Annotated in this window: 19 protein-coding genes; 17 read left to right on the top strand and 2 right to left on the bottom strand. The window is 52.1% G+C overall.

Going from position 1 to position 20,351, the window contains the following annotated elements:
- Window positions 1–53: 53 nt before the first annotated feature.
- Window positions 54–1,865: an oligoendopeptidase F gene (gene pepF, locus JE47_RS0111480; RefSeq protein WP_031459896.1), complete on the top strand. Its 1,812-nt coding sequence runs from the start codon at window positions 54–56 to the stop codon at window positions 1,863–1,865.
- 31 nt (window positions 1,866–1,896) lie between these two features.
- The gene (locus tag JE47_RS0111475) at window positions 1,897–2,694 is read left to right on the top strand and encodes an expansin EXLX1 family cellulose-binding protein (protein ID WP_031459895.1); all 798 of its coding nucleotides are present in this window, start codon (window positions 1,897–1,899) and stop codon (window positions 2,692–2,694) included.
- A gap of 162 nt (window positions 2,695–2,856) precedes the next feature.
- Here the strand turns inward: JE47_RS0111475 and JE47_RS0111470 are convergent, their stop codons facing one another.
- The gene (locus tag JE47_RS0111470) at window positions 2,857–3,240 is read right to left on the bottom strand and encodes a MarR family transcriptional regulator (protein WP_031459894.1); all 384 of its coding nucleotides are present in this window, start codon (window positions 3,238–3,240) and stop codon (window positions 2,857–2,859) included.
- 274 nt (window positions 3,241–3,514) lie between these two features.
- Between JE47_RS0111470 and asd the strand changes: the two genes are divergently transcribed.
- On the top strand, window positions 3,515–4,564 hold the full coding sequence (gene asd, locus JE47_RS0111465) for an aspartate-semialdehyde dehydrogenase (protein ID WP_031459893.1): 1,050 nt from the start codon (window positions 3,515–3,517) through the stop codon (window positions 4,562–4,564).
- Window positions 4,561–5,613 (top strand): hypothetical protein, encoded by a 1,053-nt coding sequence (locus JE47_RS0111460; RefSeq protein ID WP_031459892.1) that lies wholly within the window; start codon window positions 4,561–4,563, stop codon window positions 5,611–5,613. The genes asd and JE47_RS0111460 overlap by 4 nt, the downstream gene beginning before the upstream one ends.
- A 71-nt stretch (window positions 5,614–5,684) precedes the next feature.
- Here the strand turns inward: JE47_RS0111460 and JE47_RS0111455 are convergent, their stop codons facing one another.
- Entirely contained in the window at window positions 5,685–6,038 is a 354-nt protein-coding gene (locus JE47_RS0111455) for a response regulator (RefSeq protein ID WP_031459891.1), read from the bottom strand.
- A 156-nt stretch (window positions 6,039–6,194) separates the two neighbouring features.
- Here JE47_RS0111455 and JE47_RS0111450 point away from each other — a divergent pair, with 156 nt between their 5' ends.
- From JE47_RS0111450 to JE47_RS0111385, 13 genes are all read left to right on the top strand, one after another.
- Entirely contained in the window at window positions 6,195–7,799 is a 1,605-nt protein-coding gene (locus JE47_RS0111450) for a helicase HerA domain-containing protein (protein WP_031459890.1), read from the top strand.
- A 256-nt stretch (window positions 7,800–8,055) separates the two neighbouring features.
- Window positions 8,056–10,365, top strand: a complete 2,310-nt coding sequence (locus JE47_RS0111445; protein ID WP_031459889.1) for a transketolase-like TK C-terminal-containing protein — start codon at window positions 8,056–8,058, stop codon at window positions 10,363–10,365.
- A 394-nt stretch (window positions 10,366–10,759) separates the two neighbouring features.
- Window positions 10,760–11,275, top strand: coding sequence for a thiol peroxidase (tpx, locus tag JE47_RS0111435; protein WP_031459888.1), 516 nt, complete (start codon window positions 10,760–10,762; stop codon window positions 11,273–11,275).
- Window positions 11,276–11,519: 244 nt separating this feature from the next.
- The gene (gene rpsB, locus JE47_RS0111430) at window positions 11,520–12,236 is read left to right on the top strand and encodes a 30S ribosomal protein S2 (RefSeq protein ID WP_031459887.1); all 717 of its coding nucleotides are present in this window, start codon (window positions 11,520–11,522) and stop codon (window positions 12,234–12,236) included.
- A gap of 161 nt (window positions 12,237–12,397) precedes the next feature.
- Window positions 12,398–12,925, top strand: coding sequence for a translation elongation factor Ts (gene tsf / locus JE47_RS0111425; protein WP_028459804.1), 528 nt, complete (start codon window positions 12,398–12,400; stop codon window positions 12,923–12,925).
- 69 nt (window positions 12,926–12,994) lie between these two features.
- On the top strand, window positions 12,995–13,729 hold the full coding sequence (pyrH, locus tag JE47_RS0111420) for a UMP kinase (protein WP_031459886.1): 735 nt from the start codon (window positions 12,995–12,997) through the stop codon (window positions 13,727–13,729).
- Entirely contained in the window at window positions 13,729–14,286 is a 558-nt protein-coding gene (gene frr, locus JE47_RS0111415) for a ribosome recycling factor (RefSeq protein ID WP_031459885.1), read from the top strand. Before pyrH ends, frr begins: the two co-directional genes overlap by 1 nt.
- A gap of 25 nt (window positions 14,287–14,311) precedes the next feature.
- Complete coding sequence (locus JE47_RS0111410) at window positions 14,312–15,037, top strand: isoprenyl transferase (RefSeq protein ID WP_031459884.1); 726 nt, start codon at window positions 14,312–14,314, stop codon at window positions 15,035–15,037.
- Window positions 14,991–15,881 carry a phosphatidate cytidylyltransferase gene (locus tag JE47_RS0111405; protein ID WP_269077998.1) on the top strand — a complete coding sequence of 297 codons (891 nt, stop codon included), beginning with the start codon at window positions 14,991–14,993 and terminating at the stop codon, window positions 15,879–15,881. The genes JE47_RS0111410 and JE47_RS0111405 overlap by 47 nt, the downstream gene beginning before the upstream one ends.
- A 35-nt stretch (window positions 15,882–15,916) precedes the next feature.
- Complete coding sequence (locus JE47_RS0111400; RefSeq protein ID WP_051871142.1) at window positions 15,917–16,897, top strand: alpha/beta hydrolase; 981 nt, start codon at window positions 15,917–15,919, stop codon at window positions 16,895–16,897.
- Between the two features lie 384 nt (window positions 16,898–17,281).
- A complete protein-coding gene (locus JE47_RS0111395; protein WP_152556044.1) occupies window positions 17,282–18,433 on the top strand; it encodes a hypothetical protein in 1,152 nt (383 codons plus the stop codon).
- A 153-nt stretch (window positions 18,434–18,586) separates the two neighbouring features.
- Window positions 18,587–18,784, top strand: a complete 198-nt coding sequence (locus JE47_RS0111390; RefSeq protein ID WP_031459880.1) for a hypothetical protein — start codon at window positions 18,587–18,589, stop codon at window positions 18,782–18,784.
- Between the two features lie 22 nt (window positions 18,785–18,806).
- Entirely contained in the window at window positions 18,807–20,270 is a 1,464-nt protein-coding gene (locus tag JE47_RS0111385; RefSeq protein WP_031459879.1) for a cellulase family glycosylhydrolase, read from the top strand.
- Window positions 20,271–20,351 lie beyond the last annotated feature (81 nt).

Here is a 20,351-nt window from a genome sequence, read left to right as displayed (position 1 = left end):
CACAAACGAGTATAATACCTGCGAACCGTCATCGTACAGAGGAGAACATTCCTATGCAGAAAATTACGGAACGCAGCGCAATTCCTGATCGCTACAAATGGGATCCATACAGTATCTTTCCCTCACAGGCAGCGTGGGAGGCAGCAATAGATGAAACCGATGCAATGATTGCAACCGCCGCTCAGTTTCGCGGTCGGTTGCGAGAAGGTCCGCACGTGATCAACGAGTTCCTGGGGTTGAGTGAAGCCATTCTCCGCAATGTTGGTCAGATCACAGTGTTTGCCACAATGTTCTATGCCGTCGATACCAACGACCGCGAAGCAAGTGCGATGCGTGATCGTGCCATTGGGTTGCAGGCCCGTGCTAGCGCAGCGTTGGCATTTGGCGAACCGGAGCTGCTGGCAATAGGTGGTGAACAACTGCTGGCGTGGGCCGAGCGTGATGAACACCTGGCAACCTATACCCATTATTTCGAGCGGCTGATCGCCCGTGCAGCACATATTCGTTCGGCTGAGATTGAAGAGCTATTAGGGCAGGTACGTGATCCATTTGCAGCAGCCAGTGCGATCCATGGAGTGCTGGCCAATGCAGAATTGCATTTCCCGCCCGCCCGTGATAGCCAGGGCGTAGCCCATGAAATTACGCAGGGAACGATTAATGCGCTGATTACGCATCCCGACCGAACCCTCCGTAAGAATGCCTGGGAAGGCTATGCCGATGCTCATATTGCCGTTGAGAATACGATGGCCCAATGTCTGGCCGCCGGGGTCAAACAGAACGTGTTTATCGCCCGTGCACGACGGTACGCTTCGGCATTGGAAGCAGCGTTAAAGCCGAACTTTATTCCGTTGGAAGTTTTCCACAATTTGATCGCTACCTTTGAACGCCATTTACCGGTCTGGCATCGCTACTGGCGCGTGCGTCGGGCCGCGCTTGGCATTGACGAGTTACACGTCTACGATACTAAAGCACCGCTGGCTACACCTCTGGTCGTACCCTACGAGCAGGCAATTGAGTGGATTTGCGAAGGGATGGCACCTCTTGGCGCTGAATACGTGCAGATCATGCGGCGTGGTCTACAGGAACAGCGCTGGGTTGATGTCTATCCGAACCGTGGCAAACGTGCCGGTGCTTTCTCAACCGGTGCGCCTGGTACGCATCCATTTATTATGATGTCATACAACGATGACATCTTTAGCCTGAGTACCCTCGCCCACGAATTGGGTCATTCGATGCATTCGTACTACACGCGCCGTACCCAGCCCGTCATCTATACGAACTATGGACTCTTTCTGGCCGAAGTCGCCTCGAACTTCAATCAGGCGCTGGTGCGAGACTATCTGTTCAAGACGCTCTCCGACCGCAACGCGCAGATCGCCATTATCGAGGAGGCGATGGCGAACTTCCATCGCTACTTCTTCGTTATGCCGACACTGGCACGCTTTGAGCTGATCATTCATCAGCGCGCCGAACGTGGACAGCCGTTAACCGCTGCAATTTTCAACGAACTGATGGCCGATCTCTTTGCCGAGGGATACGGATCAGAGGTCGTTGTTGATCGGGGGCGGGTTGGCAATACGTGGGCTCAATTTTCAACCCATTTGTACTCCAATTTCTACGTATACCAGTACGCAACCGGTATCGCCGGCGCTCATGCCCTGGCAGCCCCCATTCTTGCCGGCGAGGCCGGAGCAGCTGAGCGCTACATTAACGAATTTTTGAAGGCGGGCGGATCGCGCTTCCCCTTAGAGGTTCTACGCCGGGCCGGGGTTGATCTAGCTTCTCCTGAACCGATTGAACGTACCTTTGCCATAATGGCCTCGTACATTGATCGATTGGAAGCGTTGGTGAAAGCGGAGGAGTAGGAAACGGTACGCTGACTCAAAGGAGATACGTATGCGATGGTCAATCAGGAGCGTACAGTTGGTCTCTCGCCGACGATTCAATCTGCTCCTCCTCTGTCTGGCAGGATTGATTGCGTTGTTCATTCCTGCGGTATCTGCCCAACCACCCTATCGTATCCACCTGCCATTAGTCGTGCGACCGGCCCAGAATCCGTTGCTAAGCGGAGAGGCTACGTACTATCTCGAAGCTGATGGGAGTGGAAGTTGCCTGTTTGACCCGATCCCTGGCGATCGTATGGTAGCCGCAATTAGTTACCTTAATTATGGCAATGCTGACTATTGTGGAGCGTATGTCGAAGTTTTCGGGCCCCAAGGGAGCGTCATTGTGCGGATTGTCGATATGTGTCCGGATAATCCGGGATGTGGCTTAAACCATCTTGATCTCAGCCCAGAAGCATTTGATCGCATTGCCCCAAGGGCCTGGGGGCGCGTACCAATTACCTGGCGTGTCATCAGTCCAATGCTCAGCGGGCCGGTGCAGTTTCACCTCAAAGCTGGGAGTAATCCATGGTGGTTGGCATTTCAGGTACGTAACCATCGCAATCCAATTGCTCAACTGGAATATCTGACTCCGCAGAATCAATGGGTACAGCTCAGTCGTACCACATACAATTACTTTATTCGCGAATGCAAGTGCGCGAATGGTGAGACTGGTCCCTTTACGTTGCGCATTACCGATATTTACGGGAATGTGCTGACTGAAATTGTACAATTTACTACTCTTTCACGGAATAGTAATTCTCCGGGTGAATTAGTGAATGGAAGCGGCCAGTTTCCTTACGGGCCGTAGCCTGATCAGACAGAGAAGGGGGCGAACAAAAGAGATTGGCTGCAAGCACTTATTGCAGCCCTGATAGCCCGGCAATCGCCTGGAAATGCTAAATACGCCGACGCCTTAGAGCACGTGGCCTCACCCCTTGCAGGATGAGGCCAGGAAGAGAATGAACAAACCTCAGACGAATTCAAACCGTTCCAGCTCGCTACGCCGGAACGAAGCGAAGACAGACAGATCGCGAATTGTGCGCTGGATCAAATCGCGCTCAATGGGATCGTTGTAGCTGCGAACCAGACGGCGAATAGCTTCGTGCCATTCAGGTGGTGGTGTGTAGCGATACACAGGTTGTCCGGCGGCTACATTTGCGACCGTCAAAAAACCGGCCGCGGTCAGATCTTCTAAGGCTTGCTGTACACTCCATATATCGCGAAAGAGCCGCTCGGCAATCGCCGCTGCCGTAAGCTCGGTGCGCGGATGATCGTGAAACATAAGGAGCAAGTGTAGCTTCGTCGGCGTATCGAGTACATGCTCAAGCAGACGTTGGACGAGAGGATCGATCATAGCGTTGCTCCTTCCTCGGTGATCGACCATGATCACGCGATGAGATTCCTGATAAACGACTCCTACGTCGTGGGAGGAGCATGGAACGGGGCGCAAATGAAAAATGTTTCAGGTATCACAGGCAATTATACATCATTCTTTGATAAAATGCCATACCTTTGCCGACTTTTTTCACAACTTCAATGAACGAATCGCAACCAATATTGTTGTTTATGCAACCGTTTTGGGGCGAGTATAATGTAGGTGACTGTGTTCTATTGTCAGGAGGTTGTCAATGTCTACCATTCCCGTTGCAGTGCTTGGCGCCACCGGCGCAGTGGGCCAGCGCTTTATTCAATTGCTTGAGGGACATCCGCTCTTTCGTGTGGTTGCATTAACCGGTAGCGAGCGTAGTGCCGGTAAGAAGTATCGCGAGGTGTGCCGATGGGTCCTCGATACCCCGATGCCCGCCGCAGTAGCCGATCTGACGGTCCTCGATGCCGACGCCGATGTACCGGCACAGTTGGTCTTTTCTGCCCTACCTAGTACAGTAGCCGGCCCAATCGAACAACGGTTGGCTGCCGCCGGACATATCGTCTGCTCAAATGCTTCTAACCATCGGATGGAGCCAGATGTACCGTTAGTGATACCAGAAGTGAATCCTGACCATCTGGCGTTGATTACCGTTCAGCGCCGACGGCGGGGATGGTCAGGTGCAATTGTCACCAATCCTAACTGTACTTCAACCCCGGCAACAATGGTGCTCAAACCATTGCTCGACACCTTTGGGGTGCGGCGAATGTTGTTGGTCAGCATGCAGGCACTCTCTGGCGCCGGGTATCCGGGTGTACCCAGTTACGATATTGTCGATAATGTCATTCCATTTATCGGTGGGGAAGAACCAAAACTCGAAGTTGAACCACAAAAGATGCTTGGTCAGTTGCGCGATGAGACCATCGTCCCTGCTAGCTTTACAACCTCGGCCCACTGCAACCGGGTGCCAGTCCTTGAAGGTCATCTCGTGTGTCTCTCGATAGAGCTTGAGCGGAAAGCCAGTTCAGACGAGATAGCGACTGTCTTGAGTAATTTCCGTGGGCTGCCCCAAGAGCTACGTCTGCCTACTGCACCTGAACAACCAATCATTGTTCGCAACGAACCGGATCGTCCTCAACCACGACGTGACCGCGATGCCGGTCGGGGAATGGCAACAGTCGTAGGACGGATTCGCCCCTGTTCGTTATTCGATATCAAGTTGATTGCCCTCAGCCACAATACCATCCGTGGTGCTGCTGGGGCTTCCATCTTAAACGCTGAATTGATGCATGCACAGGGGTGGCTGGCATGAATACGTGGGCAACAATTGCTGACCTTACCGATGATCGAGTGATCTATCGCGATCTGCAACCATGCGATACCAGTCTACCCGGTCTGACAACACTGCGTGCCATTTTAGGGCTACCGGCCAACGCCATCCCCCGCAAACGCGATGCGGCGTATGCTCAGGTGATGCTGTCCTTAGTGCAAGCTGCACAGGCTTTACGCAATGGCCCACCGATCACGACAGTGGTTGTGATCGGTGATACCGAGAATGATCGCCTCTTGACGGTACATCTCCAGGCGATTGGTACGATCACTACGTATGGATTTATAGGTGCTGATCGACCGGTCGCACCGGCATCATTAACCTGGGATGGTGTGGTTGCGAATGCTACCCGTTGGGCGCTTGTTCATGAATGGGCAGCAGCATTGACCAACCAAGGGATCGTCTGGCCGCAAACAGCCGTCCTTATCGACATCGATAAGACCCTTTTGGGGCCACGTGGACGTTCCGATGGTGCAATTGACGATGCTCGAGCAGAGGCTGCCTTGCGCGTGGCAACTGATCTGTTGGGTGAGCGGGTTGATCGCAGTGTCTTTCGCCAGCATTACACCGAATTATGTCGGCGCGAATGGCATGCGATTACACTCGATAATCAAGACTACACCGTTGCAATGGCACTCTTTGCAACGGTTGAGGTTTTTGATCTGCCAGCGATTGAGGTGCAACTAGAAGCCGGTTTGTCACCAACCCTGCTTGAGTTATTAATTGCTGCACAGCAGGTTCCGGTAGAATTGCAGGCATTGCGCCAGCAACTAATTGAACGGATCGAAGCAGGTGATCCGACACCGTTTACGCAGTTCCGCCGTGCCGAGCTGGAAACGACGGCAGCTCGTATGGCCGACGGACGGCTAACCCTGAGTAACGAGCTTTTTACATTGGGCCGACGGTTGCAAGCGCAGAGGGCATTGATCCTGGCTGCATCTGATAAGCCGGCAGAGTCGGCATTACCAACTCCTGAACAACAGGCAGCCGGGTTCCTGCCCTTACACCGTACACCGGCTATGCTTGACTGAGTCAGATAGACAAGAGATGGGTGAGGAGAGGACACTGCCCTCACCCATTAGCTTACGAATCGTGCCAAAACTCACAACCCAAACGCATCGAGCATATACCGCAAATGCTCTATTGGAATAGGCTTGAGCAGAAACATATTAGCGCCTGCATTCAATGCGTATGGCTCAACCACCGGATCAGCCGAAATCATCACGATGGGCATGGTGTACCCTTCCTGACGTAATGTGAATGTCATGTCAATGCCGTCCATTTTCGGCATATGATAGTCGGTGATGATCAGATCATATTGATGACGACGAGCCAGTTTTAAGCCATCGGCGCCATGATTCGCCGTATCAATTTTCACACTGCGCCGCAATGCCTTCATTGCGTTTTGCAAGAAAGAACGCACGTTAGCTTCGTCTTCTACGATGAGGATGCGCATAGGTTCTCTCATTGACACTATTCCCAATACTACTTCATGAAACGATGCGATACAGCGAATTTCCTCATACTCTTGAATGTTTAAGTGTCATTACTAAGCTGTAATCTCCTGAAATGTGTTAAGATCGACTCTGGCGGCAGGATAGAGGAGGTTAGCATGCAGCAACGACAACGGCTTGGGGTTGTCACCGGTGGCTCGCTTCAGGAAGGATTGACAGTACGACTCGATGCCGGAACATCGGTCGAAGATATGCGGGTCGGGAAGTTTGTTGTCGTACAAGGGCAACGGTTCACCTTTTTTTCGATGGTGACCGATGTGCGTCTTGGGGCAACTACTCCCAAAGTCACGCTCGATCCGCCACCGGCCGATGAGTTTTTTACTAGTGTTCTGACAGGAACAACCACGTATGGCGAGTTGAAACTCGATCTTCGTTTGATGCTGCCACTCGATGGGAGTGCTGATCTGCTGCCGGTGAGAACGGTACCACACCACTTCGCCCCCCTGTACGAAGCCAATGAAGCCGATTTCACCCAGGTTTTCGGTCGTGAAGAGGGCAGTCATTTCATGATCGGAACACCGCTCGATATGGCCGTACCGGTTTGTATTGACCTGAACCGATTGGTTGAACGCTCAAACGGTGTCTTCGGGAAGAGTGGTACTGGGAAGAGCTTTCTCACCCGTCTGCTCTTGTGCGGCATCATCCTGAGCGATGTAGCCTCTAATTTAGTATTCGACATGCACAACGAATACGGATGGACTGCTCGTTCAGAGGGAAGCTCCTTTGTGAAGGGGTTGCGGCAACTCTTTGGGAGTAAGGTGGTGGTGTACAGCCTTGCCGGTAGCACAGACCGCCATCATCCTATCGATGGCGAGATCGCTATTGGTTACGATCAGATTGAACCAGAAGATGTGCTTTTATTGAGTGAGGAACTCAATCTGAACCCAACTGCCGCCGAGACGGCTGAATTGCTGGTTGACACATACGGTCAACAATGGTTAGCCGAACTCTGGGATATGGATCAAGACACCCTTAAGGGATTTGCTGAAGAGAAAAGCGCCAGTCTGGCCTCACTCAACGCATTGAAGCGGAAGACGTTACAACTCAAACGGCTCGGTTTCGTAAAACCACACGCGGATCTCGCGACTGTTGATCTGTTAATCAATGCCTTGATGAGCGGTCGACACGTCGTGTTAAGTTTTGGTCGCTACGATGATCCGCTGGCATATATGCTGGTTGCCAACGTTCTGACCCGTCGCATCCATCAACGCTGGCGGGAACAAACAGAACGCTATCTGCAAACGAAAAACGAATCCGATCGGCCACGTCCGCTGATGATCACCATTGAAGAAGCGCACAAATTTCTTAACCCGCACCTGGCGCGGCAGACGATTTTCGGCACCATTGCACGTGAAATGCGTAAATACAGTGTTACCCTGCTGGTCGTTGATCAGCGCCCATCATCCATTGATAGCGAAGTGCTGAGTCAGCTCGGAACCCGCATCACAGCGCTGTTAAGCGACGAGCAAGACATCGATGCCGTGTTTACCGGTGTTGGTGGCAGCAACCGACTCCGTGCCGTGCTCGCTAACCTCGATACCCGCCAACAAGCGCTCGTGCTAGGCCATGCCGTACCGATGCCGGTTGTCGTGCAAACGCGATCCTACGATGAGGAATTTTACCGCTTCGTTGAACAACGAACCCGGCGTGTCGCTTCACTCGTTCAAGCTCAGCAGGAAGTTGACGAGCTGTTTCCTGACTAGCTGCGAACAAGCTTTTGCCCATCACGCTCAACCTCCTACCTGGCCGCTGAGAACCTCATTTCCTCTCCTACGAAAAACGAGAAAGATGAGGTAAGTGTTCGCCAGTAAACAACCTTGCCGACCAACCTCTCACCTCTTCGACAACGGACGAGGAAGGAAGAAGAATGCGTGGCGGCATTTCTTCCTTCTCGCTTCTCTTTCAGCTAATGCTATAATGATCCCTAACCCCATACCGTGAACAAACAAGGAGCGATGTATGCCCCGTACTGAGCCAACTCCCGCGCTCATTAGCGCCACTGAAGAGGTGCAAAAGCGCGTGCTCTGGCTGGCGACATTGATGATCCATCATGCAAATCATGTGCGTCCTAATCACGATGGTGTGAAGGTCGGTGGTCATCAAGCCTCATCTGCGTCGATGGTAACGATTGTAACAACGCTGTATCTCCACTATCTACGTCCCGGCGATCGCGTTGCGGTCAAACCGCACGCTTCACCGGTGTATCACGCACTACAATATTTGCTCGGTCGATTAGATGCTCGTTATCTGACCCAACTCCGTGCATTCGGGGGTCTACAGGCCTACCCTTCACGGACAAAAGACCCCGATTCGCCCGATTTTTCAACCGGATCGGTTGGCCTTGGGGCCGTTGCCCCGGCATTTGCCGCGCTTAGTGCGCACTACGTGGCAGCTCACTTTGGCAGACCCGCTACGCAACGCTTTGTTGCTTTGGTTGGTGATGCCGAACTTGATGAAGGGAATGTTTGGGAGGCTGTGCTCGATCCGGCACTCAGTGAACTCGATAATCTGCTGTGGATTGTTGATCTCAACCGCCAGAGCCTTGATCGTGTAGTACCTGGTATTCGTGCGACTCATCTCAAGCGTCTGTTTGCCGATAGTGGCTGGCGAGTATTGGAAGCGAAATACGGATGTCGCCTGCAAACGCTCTTTGCCCAACCTGATGGCGATCTCCTACGCGCACGCATCGACGAGATGAGTAACGAAGAATATCAGGCCCTGATCCGTCTACCGGGAGCCGAGCTACGTCCCCGGTTGATCAACGGCGACAAACGGCTCGCTCGTTTGCTCGATCAAGTACCCGATGCAGAGCTACCGGCAACACTGGCTAATCTTGGCGGTCACGATGTGACTGAACTGCTCAAGACATTCGCTGCCGCCGATGCTGAACCACGTCGGCCAACTATCATCTTTGCGTACACCATCAAAGGCTGGGGACTTCCCATTGCCGGTCATCCGCTCAACCACTCAATGCTCCTTAGCCCTGAACAAATCGAGACATTGCGCGAACAGTTTGGGATTCCACCCGGCCACGAATGGGATCGTCTCCCACCCGATTCACCTGGCGGAAGGCTGTGTGCCGAAGTCGCACACCGACTCTACGGTGTACCACCACAACCAAAGCCAACGCCGACGATCCCGTTGCCCGATGAAATTACGGTACCGACGAGTGGTATGATCAGTACCCAAGACACATTTGGACGCTTCCTGGTGCGCATCGCCGATCTCCCCGGCTTACGTGAGCGCATTGTTACCGCTTCTCCCGATGTATCGGTTTCAACCAATCTGGCCGGCTGGATCAACAAGACCGGTGTTTTTGCCCGTCGCGAAGAGCCGGATTTTGAAACTGAAGCCTACCGGATATTGCGTTGGCGACGTTGGCCAGGTGGACAGCACATCGAGTTAGGCATTTCTGAGATGAATCTCTTTATGTTGTTGGGGATGTTCGGGCTTGCCCACGATCTGATCGGCGAACCACTCATTCCCATCGGCACCGTCTATGACCCGTTTGTCTGTCGGGGGCTTGATGCCTTCATCTATGGTCTCTATTCAGGTGCTCGCTTTATCGTTGTTGGTACACCAAGTGGAATCACGCTCGCCCCTGAAGGTGGTGCACACCAATCCTCAGTAACAGCTTCATTAGGCATAGAACTACCGCAACTAACCAGTTTTGAACCATGTTTTGCCCTGGAAACCGCATGGCTCTTGCGCGAAGCCATCCGTCTATGTATCGATCCGCAAGGCTCGGCCAGCTACCTGCGTCTCTCAACCCGACCAATTGATCAGAACCTGCTGCAACCAGCCCTTGACCGGCTCGGCGCTACCGAATTACACCGACAGGTCCTCTTGGGTGGGTATCGGTTGATCGACCGGAACGACTACCAAGATCATCCCGATGCACCAATAGTGCACATCGTAACCAGTGGCGTTTTGGTACCGGAAGCAGTTGCAGCAGCCCACTATCTGCGCCGGGAAGGAGTGGCAGTCAACGTGATCAATCTTACCAGCGCCCGCCGTATCTACGAACGCTGGCGGCGTGGCAACGATCTGAGCTGGCTCTTCCCGCCAAATGAACGCACAGCGCCAATCGTGACTGTCCACGATGCGGCATCGCATGCGCTTGCATGGCTTGGATCAGTCTACGGCACTCCCCTACGCGCCCACGGGGTTGACCGATTTGGGCAATCAGGAAGCCGTGATGATCTCTACCGTGCGTTTCATCTCGATCCGCTGTCGATTGTTGAGACGGCGTTTGACCTGATAGACTAGACGGCGACAAAAAAAGACCTGGTAAGCGGAGCGATGGAACCCGTGCAATGCTCCGACGTGCCTGAGTTGCCTGGGTGCGCGGGCCACTGGCCCGCGTCGGGCAGAAATACTGGAGACGGCAGTCGGGTTGGGAACCCGCCCCGACCACGTGCTACCGCGCATCATTGGCGAGCGACCAGGAACCTGACCATAGACCACCTCGGCAAGGGCAGCAGTACGCCGTTGCACACACTGCGGACATTCCTCTCATCCTTCTCCCCCCTCCTCACCGCTGCCAGGTCGGGTGAGAACGTTGAAAACCCTACAGCCACATTCACCATATTGACAGACAACGTTCCTTTTTCTACACTAGTAATGCAAGAGTCGTGTATAACAAAGAAAGGTAGCGAAACGTATGACCATCGAGCGCCCGGAAGCGTTCGTCTTCTTTGGTCCACAGACCGTCGTTGGCCCGGAACTGAAGCCGGGGGATAAAGCTCCCGATTTCACCCTGATCAACAACAAATTGCAACCGGTCACGCTGGCAGATTTTGCCGGCAAGCCCCTGTTGATTAGTGTGGTCCCATCACTCGATACGGGTGTGTGCAGCAAACAAACGACTCGTTTCAACGAAGAGGCAGCTCGCTTGGTCGGACAAGCCAACTTCATCACGGTTAGTGCCGACCTACCCTTTGCGCAGGCACGTTGGTGTGGAGCCAATCACGCTGACGCGATCCAGACCCTTTCCGATCACCGTGATATGAGTTTCGGCATGGCTTACGGTACCTATGTTCCCGCGTATCGGATCGAGCAACGTGCGGTCTTTGTCGTTGATCGCGAGGGGATCATTCGCTATAGCGAGTACGTACCGGTCGCCGGTCAAGAACCAAACTACGATGCGGCGCTAGAGGTGCTCAAATCGCTCCTCTAGGTACGCAATAGAAACACCAACAGCGTCGGTTATACCCTCTTCTCGCTAAGGCAGGTCACATCCCGCTTCGTCGATCAAGGGAGCGCTTGCCGCCTGCGCTCCCTTGTGCTATACTGCCCGTCGGCATAATGGAATGCCAAAATACACACACCCAGAGGCACAGTCGCTCCTCCGGTGTACACCGGCCCAGACTGTGAGACACAATGGGTGGAGGGGTTTTAGCCAGAAAAGGAGCAAACCAGGTATGACACAAGCATTGCCGCGCGTTGTTACGATTCGTGAGTTGTTGGAAGCGGGTGCACACTTCGGCCATCCCACCAATCGTTGGAATCCGAAGATGAAGCCGTACATCTTCACCGCCCGCAACGGAATCCACATTATCGACCTGCAACAGACGGTAGCCGGTCTGAGCCGAGCGTACCAGTTCATTACTGAACTTACTGCGCGCGGCGAAAAAATTCTCTTCGTTGGCACCAAAAAGCAGGCACAAGAGGCAGTTATGGAAGAGGCCACCCGCTCCGGTCAGTATTATGTCAATCAGCGCTGGCTGGGCGGAACGCTAACAAACTTTGCAACCATTAAGCGCCGTCTGAAGCTACTGAGCGATCTGGAAGAACAGCGCGACCGTGGCGAGTTTGCCCGTCTGACTAAGGCAGAAGCGGCCAAGCTTGAAGAGAAGATTGTGCGCCTCAACCGAGTGTTTGCCGGGTTGAAGGGGATGGAGCGTCTACCAGGCGCTGTCTTCATTGTTGATCCGCGCAAGGAAGAACTGGCGGTGCGTGAAGCGGCTAAACAAGGTATTCCCATTGTTGCCATGGTTGACACCAACTGCGATCCCGATCCAATTGATTATGTGATCCCGTGTAACGACGACGCGATCCGCGGTATTCGCCTCATGGCCGGCAAGATTGCCGATGCGGCGCTTGAGGGAATACGTCGGCGTGAAGAAACCCAGCAGTAATGTGCTGGGAGTCTGGTATCTGAGCACGCCAGGTAGGAATGCCTGGTTTGACAGGCCAAACCGACACGCACGGGGGGGCAATAGCCCCTCCGTCGCACGATCCAAACGTATGCGAACTATCACGAAGGATATACGACATTATAGCCAGAGGGAGTACTACTGTGGCGGTATCAATTGAATTGGTCAAAGAATTGCGTGAACGCACCGGCGCCGGTATTAAGGAATGTCGCGATATTCTCGAACAGACCGGTGGTGACATCAACAAGGCGATTGAAATTCTCCGTGAGCGAGGGATCGAGGCCGCCGCGAAGAAAGCCTCGCGTGAAGCCAGAGAGGGCCTGATCGGTGTCTACGTTCACTACGGCTCACGCATTGCAGCTATGGTCGAACTAAGCTGTGAAACCGACTTTGTCGCCCGCACTGCGGAGTTTGGGCAACTGGCTAACGATCTGGCCCAACACATTGTGGCGCTCAATCCACGTTTTATCAGCGCCAATGAGGTAACTGATGAGATGATCGCCGAGAGCGGCCAATCGCGGCAGGCCTTCCTCGAAGAAACGGTACTCCTCGAGCAGAAGTTTATCAAAGACCCAGCCCGTACCATCGAAGAAAAGATCAAAGAGGCAATTGCCAAACTAGGTGAAAATATCGTTGTCCGGCGGTTTGTCCGCTATGAGGTCGGTGCATAGGAAGAAGGAATCCGGACGGTTGTTCTCAGGAAACGACCGTCCGGTTCGTTACCAATGGTGAGTTATTCTATGCAGCAGCCAAAATATCGCCGGATCTTAATTAAACTGAGCGGCGAACAGATCAAAGGGAGCGATGGCGAGGTCATTAGCTACGACATGCTCGATTTCCTCGCCCAGGAGATCGGTCGCGTTCATCGCCATGGGGTAGAAGTCGCTGTTGTGGTCGGCGGTGGTAATATCTGGCGTGGTCACCGTGCTATCGAGCGGGGAATGGATGCCGCCCAGTCGCATTACATGGGAATGCTGGCGACCATTATCAACGCGCTGGCTATGCAAGATGCCCTCGAACGCCACGGTCTCGATACCCGTGCCATGACGGCGATCAAAATGGACGAGGTTGCCGAACCGTATATTCGCCGACGGGCAACTCATCATCTGGAAAAGGGACGAGTGATCATCCTGGCCGCCGGTACCGGCAACCCCTATTTCACCACCGATTCGGCTGCGGCGCTTCGTGCAGCCGAAATTCACGCCGAGGTCATCTTGATGGCCAAAAATGGTGTTGACGGTGTCTATGATGATGATCCACGCCGTAATCCAGCGGCTACCCGCTTCGATCATATTCACTATCTCGAAGCGATCAATCGCGGGCTAACCGTTATGGATAGTACAGCCCTTACCTTCTGTATGGATAACAATCTGCCGATAATCGTCTTTAACGCCCTCGAACCCGGTACAATCGAGCGGATCGTTATGGGAGAACACGTGGGAACTCTTGTGAGTAATCAGCGAGGAGGCGCGTGATGCTAAACGATGTCATCTCTGAGTATGAGGCACACCTGAAAAAGGCAACCGAAGCATTACGTCATCACCTGGCGTCGATCCGAACAGGGCGCGCCTCATCGGCTTTGGTGGAACATTTGCATGTTGATGCCTACGGAACGACACTACCGCTCAATCAACTGGCCAGTATCAGTGTTCCCGAAGCACGTCTGATCGTCATTCAGCCTTACGATGCTTCTATGATCAAGGCTATCGAAAAGGCAATCCAGCAATCGGATCTGGGTTTAAATCCTAGCAACGACGGACGTGTGATCAGATTACCCGTTCCACCACTGACCGAAGAACGGCGCCGTGAGCTGGTGAAGATGGTACGCCATCGAGTTGAAGAGGTGAAGATTTCGGTACGCAATCAACGCCGTAACGCAATCGATGATTTGAAGAAGCTAGAAGCGGAAAAGCTGATTAGCGAAGATGAACTACACCGCGGCCAAGATCGCATTCAGCAGTTGACCGATCGCTGTGTCCGCGAGCTTGATCAGATCGGAGCCGAAAAAGAAGCAGAAGTGATGGCAGTCTAGGGTCGTCACTGAGAGGCACTGTTGTATGAGCGAGGATGGTGTACTGGCCGGTGCAACGATTCCGCGACACATTGCGGTAATTATGGATGGCAATGGGCGTTGGGCGCAGCAACGCGGCTTACCGCGCCTCGCTGGTCATCGTGCCGGAACAGAGAATATCCGCCCAATTGTAACAGAATGTGCTCGCATTGGGGTACAGGTACTGACCCTGTACGCCTTTTCGACCGAAAACTGGAATCGACCATCGCTCGAGGTGCAGGGGCTCATGCAAATTTTGAGCGAGTTCATTGACCGTGAGATTCAAAATCTGCATGCCCAGAATGTCCATTTGCGCCATCTGGGGCGTCTTCATGGCCTTAGTCCGCATCTACGCGAGAAGGTCAACTATGCCATCGAACTCACTCGTCACAATACCGGTTTGACACTGGCGATTGCGTTTAATTACGGTGGCAGGGCTGATATTGTTGATGCGGTACGCGCTATCGTTGCTAGCGGTATTCCCGCCGATCAAATTACTGATGAAGTCATCAGTGCTCACCTCTCAACCCATGGTTTACCCGATCCTGATATGATCATTCGCACCAGCGGAGAACGACGACTCTCAAATTTTCTGATCTGGCAGTCGGCCTATAGCGAGTACTGGTTTACGCCAGTGTTTTGGCCCGATTTTCGACCCGAGCATTTGCATCAGGCAATTCTTGATTATGGACGGCGCGAACGCCGCTTCGGCGGGCTCCCCAAGCCGAACTAATGCACTTGCCATCCGTATTGCAAGTGTCGTTGTGTTGCTACCACTGATTATCGCCGGTGTCTGGTGGCCGCCAACGACGGTGTTGCTGGCTGGTGTAGCTACCTCGCTGGCGATTGGTGAGTTGTTCGCAATGTTTCGCCACGGTGGTTATCAACCACGACTGGCTGAGGGTCTCACGATTGGCTGGCTGATCTGTGCCGCAACGTTTTTTCAGCCGCTGACAACCATCGATCTCATGCTGGCGGCAATGTTCGTGGCGATTATCGGTACGCTGATTACCGAAATTGCACGCCGCAATCGCCAGACCAGTCTGCTAAGTTGGGCACTGACACTGGCTGGCGCCTATTACGTTGGTGGCTTGCTCAGCAGTTATCTTTTATTACGTCAACTTGAACAACCGCTGCAGGGCGGTTGGCTTGCATTTGCCCACATCCCACCAGGTGCAGCATGGGTGTTTTTTACGCTAGCCATAACCTGGCTGCAAGATACCGGTGCCTTTTTCGTTGGACGAGCTTTTGGGCGCACCAAAATGGCGCCAACACTCAGCCCCAAAAAGAGTTGGGAAGGCTTCGCCGGTGGGATGGCAGCAGCTATCGCAACGGCCCTATTTTGTGTCCCACTGTTAGGGCTACCGATTACTTTAGGGCAAGCCGTCATTCTGGGTGTCGTAGCTGGCATCTTCGGCCCCCTGGGTGATCTCGCCGAGTCGCTCATTAAAAGACAGGTCGGCGTCAAAGACTCCGGATTTATTATTCCCGGTCATGGTGGTATTCTGGATCGCATTGATAGCATTCTTTTTACCGGACCAGTTATTTACTACCTAGTTGTTATCTTTCTCCAGTAACAACTGCCGTTCCGCACTGTAAACAGGATCAGGAAATGACTACAGCGATTGATATCCAACAGCAATGGGTTCCTGATATTGTGCTATCCGGTTTTGAAGTACGATCAATCAACCTGGTCAGTGGTCGAGCTATGCTGATCCGCCAGAGTAATCCACCAGTACAAGGGAGAGCTGTTCTCTACGTGCACGGATATTCTGACTACTTTTTTCAAGCTCACCTTGCCGATGTCTTCCGTGACCATGGTTATGCGTTCTACGCGATAGATCTCCCCGGTCACGGACGAGCGACCGATCCGGGACAGATTCCCTGTTTTTACCGCAATATCGCCGATTTTTATCCATTTCTCGACGCCGCCATCACCGTGATCGATGCTGAGCAGCAGCGACCTTGGATCGTACTGCACGGTCATTCGGCTGGTGGGTTAGTTACCGCACTCTACGCTGCTGAAGGCCAACGCCGTGATCGGATTAGTGCTCTGGCGCTCAACAGTCCATTCTTTGATTTTTTCATTGATCGCCTGACACGCGCATCAATCCCGCTGGTGATGCTTATCGGTCGTATTCAGCCCTCGCGAATAGTTGGCAAGCTCTCTTCAGTGTATGGCGAGAGCATTTATCGCGGTACGGGCGGTGAATGGGATTTCGACCAGCGCTGGAAGCCGGTCAACGGTATTCCAATGCGTGCTGGCACAGCACGTGCTATCTTACTGGCACAGCGGCGACTCCGGCGTGGACTCGGTATTCGCTGCCCGATTTTCATTGCCCACTCCGCCCGTTCGGCATGGCCAATAGCCGGCAGCCCAGAGGTTCAGCGGGCTGACGTCGTGCTCGATATTGCCCACATGCGCCGTGATGGCCCAAAATTGGGCGATGATGTGACTATGGTTGCCATTGAAGGCGGTATCCACGATCTGGCGCTCTCTGCCAAACCGGTGCGCGAGCATTACTTTAAGGAAATGATGAGCTGGTTGACGGAAGTGGGGGTGAAGGTGGGAATACATGAAAGCAGCGAGTAGTCCGTTCCGTAGAGCCTACCTGCACACAAGGCGATCAATCTACCACCTGGGAGAAAGATACCCGCAGATGAACGGCATCTTACTGATAGGTATTCAAGTAGAAATGACACACTGAATGGAAGCCGTTTCATTGCTTCGCTCTGAGACTACAGACGTTTTAGACACTGTTTTTCTACTTAAAGATATTATGATTGCGGAGTTGTCACCATGAGCATGTCTCTTCTCATAAGCGTGCTTTGGGCTATAGTTATACTCCTGGCATATTTCCAATTTTGGCCTATTGTGCAGAAACAGAAACTGTCACCGCTAACAGCTTGTCTATTGATCGCTTCTCTTGCTTTCATATCCAGGCAAATACCCTGCATTCTGTTACCTATGGGGGCAATGTATGATATCGATTCATATCGCATGGTAGGTAGTGTCATTTTGCAGGGTGGAGATGTCTACAGTCATCCTGACCTTGTTAAGCGTTATCCATACTTACCACTACAAATGTACTGGATGGCCTTTTCAGTGTGGTTCTCTGAACACTTCCAACTTTCATTAGTAAAAGTTGTGAAACAGGCCCCCATAATGGCAGACGTGGGAATAGCGATAATATTATTTAGGTACTTTCATCGAAGTAATCAAACCGAGATCGCTCTTCATAGTGGTTTGCTGTATGCTCTAAATCCTATAGCTATCTTTGTGTCTGCATACCATGGCCAGTTCGATGCTATTCCCACTCTATGCATCTTACTTGCAATCTATTGGCTTGATCGTTCACCACTAATAGCGGGTTTTTGGCATGGATTGGGAATTCTTGATAAAAGCTGGCCGGTATTAGCTATCTTTTCTTTAGTAAAGAGCATCAGTGGTTGGAGAAAGAAATTTTATTTTCTTTGTGCTACCTTCACAATTCCTCTCACTGGTGTTATCCTATATATAATCCTATTTCTATCAAATTTAGTAGATGTTCTTACCCGTGCTCTCGGATATAACCACGGCGTGGGAGTATGGGGTTACACTTCTATTATTCGTATGATTGCGGTTCTTAATCCTAATCTCAGCTTTTTATTTTTGTTGTTCATTGAGAATGGTCGGTACTTAACACTCGGCATCCTTGGCTTGGTTTGGATAATTCGCGCAAGAAGCGAGATGCCACACGAAGGAATTCTAACGATACTTCTTGCTTTCTTTGCCGGGACTCACGCATTTTCTATACAATATCTTATGTGGCTTGTACCATTTGCTATCTTAAGCAGAGATTTTCGATTTCTGAAATTTTACACTCTGGGAGCTTTTGGATACATGTTGTTAACATATTCAACACTGATATTAGAGCCTCATATCTATAGCCTGTTTACCCAACAACAAGCAGATTGGATTATCATTCTATCTAGTTTTCCTGCCTGGATTGTAACCATCTATTGGTTGAAACAACGTTTGTTTAGAATCCACAAACGGTTGAGTGAAACGGTGAAAAACAGCTTATCCGAGCAGCTTAGCCCGATCTTCAATAAGCTTGATCAGTCTCGTCCAACGGAGCATAAATAACTCGTTTGCAATAGAACCAGTTTGCTAAGAAGTTTAACCGGTTACTGGAACTATTCCCTTGCCGTCTGGTTTACTATGTGTATCATGGGATGGAACGAAGCGCGAACTCCGTGAAGTGACAATACCAACACTATCACACACTTGAGACATCCTATGGCTACTACCGTCAACTCCTTAATTATCACTTCAAACGGCATTGAAATCTGGTCGTCTAGCGGTCGTAGTTCTATGGTTGAGCAGCATGATGATGGTCGCATTCGAGTAGTGCTCGAAGGGAGCAATTCGTATAGCGTCGAACAGCAGCAGACTTGTCTGACAACCTGGTTACCTGCCATTCACTATCAGCCTTGAAAACGTTGAAAGGAGGAATCCATTGTACCGCCATCGTCTCCTCGTCTTGCTCACAGTATGGCTTACTGTCGTTATGTTGCCCGTAACAGCACAACCTTCAACAAGCATTTCCACCATCTACCTCCCCCTAGTTGCGACAAACACGATCCGACCGTTTGGCTTTGAGACAAATACTGGCTGGCTTTACAATTCGGACGTCAAAACTCAAGCTGCCAACCTTAATGCGCACTGGGTGCGTTTGAATACGCTGAGCTGGCGAGAGGCGCAACCAACCGCCACCAGTCCGATCAACTGGAATGCCACCAGCTTCCAACAATTCGAGCAAGAGGTATTAGCTGCGAATCAGCTTGGGTTGCAGGTCATGGCCGTTATTGACGATCACCCATCGTGGGCCACTGGAAGTAATCATATCTGTGCAGCTATACTCGACGAGTACCACGATGAGTTCGCGGCATTCGTACAAGCGGTAGTCGCAAAATATAGCCAGTATCCATATCTCGTGCGCTACTGGGAATTGGGTAATGAACCAGACGTTGATCCCAGACTAGTTAGCGAAAACTTTCCCTTCGGTTGCTGGGGAGTTATTGAGGATGAATACTACGGCGGCGAGCGTTACGGTCGAATGTTAATGCAGGTCACACCACAAATTCGAGCTGCCGACCCAGGGGCAAAGGTTGTCTTCGGTGGTTTGTTGCTGGCACGACCGGAAAACCAGCCAACCAATACCGACGGTAAGCCGTTTAACTTCCTTGAAGGCGCACTGCGTGCTGGTGCCGGTCCCTATTTTGATATACTGGCCTTTCATACTTACCCAAAATTTTTTGAACGGAGTGGTGTGAATAGTGCGCATATTGATTTCGATAAGGATGCTCAAACCATTGGCGGGGTCTGGCTGTCACGTGGCGGCGCTACCCTTGGCAAGATCACGTTCTTACGTGAGGTGATGCAACGCTACGGTATCAATAAGCCACTCTTTCTCAATGAAACCGGTCTGCGCTGTGATGACCGTTATACGTCTATTTCTGGCTCATGTGCAGCAGCCTCTTCGGTCTTCGAGCAGGCAAAAGCCAACCATTTGATTCGCTCGTCGATGCGGGCAATAGCCGCTGGTGTAGAGTCGTACATCTGGTATACCCTGCAAGGACCTGGTTGGAGCCAAACTGCCTTACTGGATGCTACTCAACAGCCGCGTCCGGCATTCACCGCAATGAAAGTCGCGATCGAACGATTGAATGAAGTCCGCATACCTCCACAATCATTCACCGGCTACGGCAGCGGGATCGAAGCTTACCGATTTAGCGGTAACGGCTTTGTGCTCGATGTGATCTGGTCGGTTGACGCTACAACGCGGCAGATTTCACTACCGGCCAGCACTGTGATAGCAGCGTATAGTCGAGACGGTAATCCGATAACACCAACGATAAGTGGCGGCATAGCAACGTTCAACGTTGGTTTCGAGAATATCTATCTCAAGCGACAACCCTAGTTGGCTGCCTCAACCTATCGTTGCCGGAACGTTCGACGCCGATTATCGTGCAGTATGCACTGGCGCATAAATACATCATCA

The organism is Chloroflexus sp. MS-G, from assembly GCF_000735195.1.
GTDB lineage: Bacteria > Chloroflexota > Chloroflexia > Chloroflexales > Chloroflexaceae > Chloroflexus.
The sequence above is the reverse complement of the archived record's forward strand: the minus strand, read 5'-3'. Positions and strand labels throughout refer to the sequence as shown.